This window comes from Aporhodopirellula sallentina SM41 (assembly GCF_000346505.1).
Lineage (GTDB): Bacteria > Planctomycetota > Planctomycetia > Pirellulales > Pirellulaceae > Rhodopirellula > Rhodopirellula sallentina.
On sequence record NZ_ANOH01000175.1, the window covers coordinates 1 to 7,511 of the forward strand.

The 7,511-nt window shown below is 55.7% G+C and carries 5 protein-coding genes; all 5 read right to left on the reverse strand.

All coding sequences use genetic code 11. The annotated features are described in order from the left end of the window. Positions 1 to 590: MFS transporter (locus RSSM_RS11345; RefSeq protein ID WP_008678252.1), on the reverse strand; the 590-nt coding region annotated here is incomplete at its 3' end. 321 nt (positions 591 to 911) lie between these two features. Beyond that, positions 912 to 4,277, reverse strand: a complete 3,366-nt coding sequence (locus tag RSSM_RS11350; protein WP_008678253.1) for a DUF5107 domain-containing protein — start codon at positions 4,275 to 4,277, stop codon at positions 912 to 914. Between the two features lie 222 nt (positions 4,278 to 4,499). Continuing rightward, positions 4,500 to 6,089, reverse strand: a complete 1,590-nt coding sequence (locus tag RSSM_RS11355; protein ID WP_008678255.1) for a sulfatase — start codon at positions 6,087 to 6,089, stop codon at positions 4,500 to 4,502. A gap of 341 nt (positions 6,090 to 6,430) precedes the next feature. Next, entirely contained in the window at positions 6,431 to 6,589 is a 159-nt protein-coding gene (locus RSSM_RS33695) for a hypothetical protein (protein WP_008678261.1), read from the reverse strand. Between the two features lie 415 nt (positions 6,590 to 7,004). Then, a partial coding sequence (locus RSSM_RS11365) for a DUF1559 family PulG-like putative transporter (RefSeq protein ID WP_044302325.1) occupies positions 7,005 to 7,511 on the reverse strand: 507 nt, incomplete at its 5' end.

A 7,511-nucleotide genomic window follows, 5' to 3' on the forward strand; every position in this document is an offset into this window, starting at 1 on the left:
TCTGCGGCGAACATCCAACGCCATCCATACTGACCATTCCACGAATCCAGAATGACGTCCGTGGTGGCTTCGCGGTCGACCGGAGCGTAGTTGTAGATCAGGAGATTGACGATTTGCGCCGCCAACACCCCGATGACAATTGTCAATTGGTTCATCGAAACAAACCGACCACGCAGCGACGAGGGAGAAACCTCGGCGATGTAGATCGGCGAAACGTTGGACGCCAGTCCGATGCCGACCCCACCTAAAATGCGTGCGATGATGAAGACGAAGAAGCTATACGAGCACGCGGTCCAGATCGCCGATGCCGTAAACAGTAGCGCGGCGATGATGAGGACTTTCTTTCGGCCGATCGAATCGGTGATCGCTCCGGAAACGATCGCACCGCCCAAACACCCGGCGAGCGCCGAACTCATCGCCCAGCCGGACATCCACGCTTTGTCTTCCCCGACGAGATCAAAGTACGGTTCGTAGAAAGCTTTCGCGCCACCGATTACCACCCAGTCGTATCCGAAGAGCAGTCCACCCAACGCGGCGACGAGGGAAATTCGAAACAGGTATCCGAGGTTGTAGGAGGTTGCGTTTCCCAAAGGAGTCGCCTTCGTTGTTTGGGTGGGGATGGGGGGAGGCGTCGTTGCGATGCAGGGTAGCAGAGAATCCGGTGGATAGCTCGCCCATGGATTCAATGCTCACCCATGGATTCACTGCTCACCCATGAATTCACTGCTCACTCATGAATTCACTGGCCGGCGCTTTTGCGGGGGCTTCATGACCTGCTGCGCCGGTGGTGGATTCATGTTGGGAGCCGATCCGAATTCGTTGTGAATCGGTTCCCCGTCGAACGTTAGGCGATGGACTCTGTGCTCCCAAAACATCGCTGCCGATCGCCGACCGGCACGCGTAGGAAGGTTTTAGGCCTGCGCCGCGTAGGTGCCCTGTGGTTTGGTTAGCTTATTCAATTCGCGTGAGCGATGGAGCGTCGCACCGAGGTGAGCCGGGTCCGCACTGAGGATCTCGCTGAATTGCTGTTGCGCCTCGGCGATCCGTCCCAATCCGAGTGATCCCAACGCGATCATGAATCGACAGTGAATCTGGTTGTTCTGTTTCAGATCGGGCTCGAAGACTAGGAAGTGCGGCAACGAAACGGCAAAGTAATCGATCGTGACGTCGTCGTTGAAGTGGCGTTTCCCGTATTCGATCAAGCGTTCGAATCGCTTGGTGGCTTCGTCTTGGTTGCCGAGTTTCGCTTGAGCGAGGCCTTGATAGAAGATCGTTTCCGGCGGTTGGTCATTGTAGTACATCGCCGAACTGGGCTCGCTGAGCCCTTCGCTGGCTGCGTTGAACCATTCGGCAGCTTTTGCCGATTCGCCCATCGCTTCGTAAGCACAGCCGAGATGGTATTGAATCTCGTTCTCCTGGATTCCTTGGAGTTTGCCTTCACCCAAATTGTGTGGCCACTGAAGGGCTCGCTCGAGATAGTCGATTGCTTGGGAAGGATTGTTCTCGTCGCTAGCTTTCTGCGCGAGTTGTACTAGCGCGGTCACGTACTGCGCCGGTACCTTGCCTTCGCCACCTTCCCACGGACGGAAGTTGCGACGCATCAAGAGGTCCAACGTCGAGTCATGATGACCGGTCAGGTTGTCGAGCGTGCAGAGCTGCAGATACAAATCATCACGCTGGTCAACCAAGTCGCGATGATTGCTCAATCGGTCCAGTCGTTCGTTGGGTGATTCACCGATTCGCAGGCAGAGTTGGTCGAGTTCAAACAGGATGCGAGGGTCGTTCGGGCTCAACCGGAACGCGGTTTCCATCGCGTCGAGTGCTCGATCTTGGTCGCCACGTTGGTTGAAATACGCGAGCGACAAATTACGCCATGCGGTCGCGAACGAAGCATCCTCGGCCACGCATTTCTCCCAGCAATCGATCGCGTCGTCGTACTGGCGACGGTCGTACCAAAGGTTGCCGAGTTGATAGGCAGCGATCGGATCGCCGTTGGCAGATTCCATTGCCGATTGAAGGACCGCGATGTCTTCGAGTTTGTTTGCAAAGAAAATGTCACCCGTTCCGATCGATCGTGCGATCCGCCGCTGTGCAGTCGCTTCGTCGCTGTTGCCGATCTTTTCGAGACAGTGTGCGAGGTGATACCGAATCATCGCAGGGACGGTTTTGTCCTCACTCTGCGAGATCAAACGCGAGAGGATATTCGATGCCGTCTCGTATTCACCAAACGCGGCGTAGTCGATCGCAATTTCCAAGACCGTGTTGGGGTCTTGTCGGGTGAGAGAATCGAACGTGGCGTAGTCGTCTGTCGCGACCGCACGTTCCCACTGGATACCGAAATTGAACGCGTTGTTCTGGAGTTCAAGGTCGAGATGGTCGGCGTGCTCGGCCGTGTCTCGTTGGAGGTAGGTGAGCAGATGTGCGGCCTGGGTGTGATGCACGTTGCGATCGAGACATCGTTGGCAATAGTTGATCGCGTCTTGGCGTTTGCCCATCTTGGTCGCCAAGCGGGCCAGTTCAAAGAACGAGGCGGAAACCCATTCGTCATTCCAGGTTGCTTTGTAGAACGCATCGAACGCGGCCTCGTCATTGCCGAGCATGGTTTGCGCCACGCCGAGGTTGTAGAGCGGTTCGCCGTCGTAAGGGTTAGGGTTGTGCCGCGTGAGCCTTTCGATCGCCCGTTCAAAGTAGCCGATCGACTTGGCGAATTGGCCGTGTCGCAAAAGCAGTTTGCCCTTGGCGTTGTTCAGCCGCGCGTCGCCCTCATCACGACGCAAGCCTTCGTCGTAGTAGTCCATCGCACGACGGGTCGCGTGACGGTACTGCTCAATATGCTGTCCGGCGAGGAACAAGGACTCCGTCGAGTCGAGTTGTTCCGGGGCGTCAATGGCTTTGGCCGGTGCGGGGACTTCGTGAACGGGACCCGATGGCGGTGTCCACGTGACGAGCGTTTTCCCGTCGGCGTCACGGAGCGTCACGGTCAGTTCGCTCGCTGGGATCGCCGAGGGCAGGTCGAAGGACCGTTCGATATGACGGTTTGGATCTGACGGGCAGCTCGACTCAGCGATCGTGTTGCCTTGCGATTGCAGATTGACGGTGACGCAGTCGTTTCGACGCGTGGTATAGAAACGAACGTCGGCACGGCTTTCGGTGACGTCCATGCCAATCGCCGCATCGGTCGTTGCGTTGCCGATCACACCGATGCCTTTGTAAGGCATGAAGTACTGCTGGAACGACTTCTCTTCGCCCGGCATCAACCAAGTGAAGTCGGGTTGGTTGTCAGTGTAGACGCCGCACATCAATTCGATGTAGGGGCCGTCTTCATCGGTGAGGTGGCGATCCCAGGCTTGGCCGAAATCACCGTTGCCCCACGTCCATTGCTTTTTGCCGGGACTGACGTGGTGATCGCAAACATGCAGCAAACCGGCTTGCCGTCCGTGATCGTAAGTGCCGACAAAGTCATAGTCGCTCTTGTACGCCATATAGGACGTCGGCACAGGGATGTTGCGATAACGTGAGATATCCGTTCCGGTTTGATCGCCTGAACGGTCGTCGCCTTCGGAATAATCGACTTTGTAGTAGGTGCCTGTCGCGATCGGGAATGTCGACACATCCCGTTTGCCGTGGTCCATCACTGCACTGACATCGGGTGGGAAAATCGATTGGTGATTGTCGTCGACCGCGACGGCCGGGTTGGCCCACCACAGGAAGGTTTGTGGCAGCGAGGTCCGGTTGGTCAGGTGAGCATCGATTTCGATGTAGGCATGTTCCGGATACAACCGAATGCCGTAGCGGACCTCGGTGCGATGCATGCGATCGATTTCGTGGCACCAAACAGTGGCTTCGCCGTTTTCGCCTTGTTCGAGCTGGAAATCGACAGGTCCGTAAGTGTTGGGGCGGTGGTGTTGCGGCCAGTTGAACTCGATGCCGCCACTGATCCACGGACCGGCGAGTCCGACCAACGCAGGTTTGATCACTTGGTTGTAGTAGACCATGTGATAGTCGTTGGTCTTGTCCAACGCCATTTGGATGCGGCCGCCGAGTTCAGGCAGGACCATGACCTTCAGGTAATCGTTTTCGAGGAAAACGGCCTGCCATTCTTTATCGTGTTTCTCGTCTTCGATTTGGTCGATCACCGGCAATGGATAGACCGCGCCGCTGCTGCCTTGGTACACCCGTTTGTCGAGGAACATCGGGTTCGGATCGGGAGAGCCGATTCCATAAGTAGGGATCGTGATGGGTTGTTGCCAAACTCGAGCAGTGCTCTTCGTGTTCATCGCTTTCTACTTTGATAGAGAAGGGAAGCCACCGATTCTCCGCAGGGATGAACGTGCGGGGTGGGTCGGTTGGCTTGGTGGGGAAACCAAACCGGCTTGGAAACGGTGGTACGCAGTTGTTGCGCGGCACCCTCTTCACAACCGGTCGAGGTCCTTTTTGCCTCACTTTTTGTGCGCTATTTGGACCTAGGGCTTTTGGTGGCGTCTGTTTTGATGGTTCGCTTAGTCATTCGTTACCATGCTGCCCCACCAATCGGCGTTGGGCTTCCAATTTGGGTCGAGCATCGCAGCGTGAGCTTTTTCGAGACGTTGTTTGAACGTGGTTTGGTAGCGAATCGCTTTCGCCTCGGCTTTGACCGGGTCGAATGACGGATCGGCGGCTGGAAAGCGTGCGTCGATTTCTTTGAGCCAAGCCTCCAGTTCGTTGGCGAGACGTTTCGCGGTGACCGGCATGTGCAGCGAGAGATCGTTGGTTTCGCCGGGGTCATCGGCGAGGTTATAGAGTTCGTTATGGCCGTCTTCGTAATAGTGGATGAGTTTCCAATCACCCTTGCGAATGATCGAGCTTGGCTCACCGCCTTGATTGCCGTAGTGTGGGTAGTGCCAAAACAGCGGACGTTCGGGCAGTTGTTCGCCTTGCATCACGGGAGTGAGTGCGACTCCATCAATGTGTTGTTTTGGTAGAAGAGGCAGGCCGCAGAGGTCGAGGATGGTCGGATAAAAGTCCGCGCCGGTGGCGGGGTAATCGCAGATGGTGCCTGGTTTGATTTTTTCGGGATAACGGATGTAAAACGGTTCGCGGATGCCGCCTTCCCACTGGCGTCCTTTGCCGCCACGCAGGGGCAGGTTGCTCGTCGAGAATCCGTCGCCGGAGGAGACTCCACCGTTGTCGCCGGTAAAGACAACAATCGTTGATTCATCCAAACCACAGTCACGGAGCGTTTCGAGGACCTTGCCGACGGCGGTATCCATGGATTCCATCATCCCGGCGTAGACCGGGTGGTCTTGAACTTGGCGAACCGGCATGGTGCGATCGACTTTGAAACGCGAGGATGGTGGTGTTCCTTCGGCGGCAATCGCACGATACTTTTCCCACAACGGTTTGCTCGTTTGGATCGGCCCGTGAACTGAGTAGAAGGACAGCATCGCGAAGAAGGGTTTGTTTTGATGTTCGCGGATGAACTGCGACGTTTCGCTCGCTAGACGTAGGGGCAACGATTCGCCATCGGGGCCGTCTTCGAGTAGTGGGTTTTGGTAGGGCGAGAAGTAACCGCCCGGAGGCCCTCCGCGATCGAAACCACCGCGATTGATCTGGTAACCGTGATCGGTAGGCCACGAACCTTCACCGCCCAAGTGCCATTTTCCGGCAAAGAACGTTGTGTAGCCGGCGTCTCGCATCGCTTCGGCGATGGTCGTGTCTTTGAGTGGCAGCGAAAGAGCGTACTCAGGTGCATACAACCGTTCGCCGAGAGATTTGCCCTTCCCTGCACCGGCTCCGATCCAATCGGTCACACCGTGACGGGGCGGGTATTTTCCGGTTTGGATGCTGGCCCTCGATGGGCTGCAAACTTGGCAATTCGCGTAACCGTTGGTGAACCGTGCGCCACCGAGAGCAAGTTCATCAATATTTGGTGTTTGGTAAAACGTGCTGCCTTCCACCGAGATGTCATGCAGCCCGAGGTCATCGGCCAAGATAAAAAGGACGTTGGGTCGCGCAGGAGACGAGGATGGTTCCCTGGTTGGACTAGCGGCACGTGCGGCGTCGACTGAGGCGACTGCAAGAACCAGCAGGAAAACTTGTCGAAGTGCCATCTAAAAACCTTTGAAATGAGGAACGCTGGGTTTCAGTTGAAAACGCTTTGACAACTTGCGTTTCCCCTAAACACTTTCAGCGGAGAGCAATGCTCAAAGAAACAGCAATTCTCGTCGTTGCCGTATACCTACCGATGCTGAAGGATTCACTCGAGATCCCCTACGGCGCGCGAATTCTGCAATTCCCGACACCGCATGCATGAATTAAATGTCTAGTGAATTGGCACAGAAAACATCAGGGTTCAACTCGCGGCGAAAGCGGCCAAGAATTTCGTTGAATTACGAGGCCTACCGATACTGTTGCCGAGATTGCGACCCTGAAGGTAAGCCGTCTTAGATCACTAGTCTTGAATAACAGGTTCCATATCCGCCGCCGCGTTGGCGTTGAATTCTGCAAGCTCTTCAGGGGTCATTTCGCGTGCTCCCTCGGGTGGCGCGATCACGGTGCTGGAATCACCATCACACCCCACGAACGCGATGCCGGCGAATACAAACAACAAGCAAATACTTCTAATAAACATTGGTTTCTTACTGTCGGATATTTAGGGTAGTGAATCAAGAATTCGGTTACTGAATCAAAAAATGTTAGCGAGCCATGGACGCCACGAAGAAACCCAAATGTTTTTCCTGACACACATTTGAGCCCGTATTCATTCTTGGTTCGCAGTTGTCGAGAAGCCAAGCGACCCTAAAAGGTCGCGTCAGGTCTCTCGAAATTTTACAACAAGGCCACTGACCTATTTCGACCGGACGTTGATGTTCGCGCCTAGGTCACGCGGAGGCGTTAGGCATCAACACAGATGCAGAGGACATTCATCGGCATATTGAATTTTGGATCGCCTTGTCCCTTCCGAGCCATCGCCGTCTTTCGGCGATGACTCTTACGGCACGGTTGCGGCGTCGACAAAAATACGATCAGAATTCTTCGCTGATCACTTCGCGAGCGGCCCGTGTCCCGAGGGCACCCCATAGGCCGTAAGGACTTTTCACCCCCGGGCCACTGGAGGTCCGCACGTTGGGAGCCTGTTGATTACCCGCCTCGATAGAATCAGTGATAAACTTGACTGCACCGTCTCCCATCAGGACATGGGCGCCGCCCTGGTGATAGCTGCTCGCACCATAGACCCCGGCTTGCCGAGCATTTCCGGCACAGGTGAGCGAGTTTGGTGGTTTCACGGTAACGAATCCAGTCTGCATCATGTTTGCGACCGCCCATTGGTATCCGCGTCCCTCCGCGGAACGAGTCGAAGCGACATCGACTGGAACGGAAGCTTCCCAGAACTGAGGACGAGCTGGATCAGGATCGTTATCACAGTTAACGACTGCAATATGAGAGTTTGCCCGGTTGGCAGCACTCGTGCGAATATCACGGTCGCCTAAGTAGGTAGCGATTTCACCCATGGCGATCGTGTTGGAGAGGCC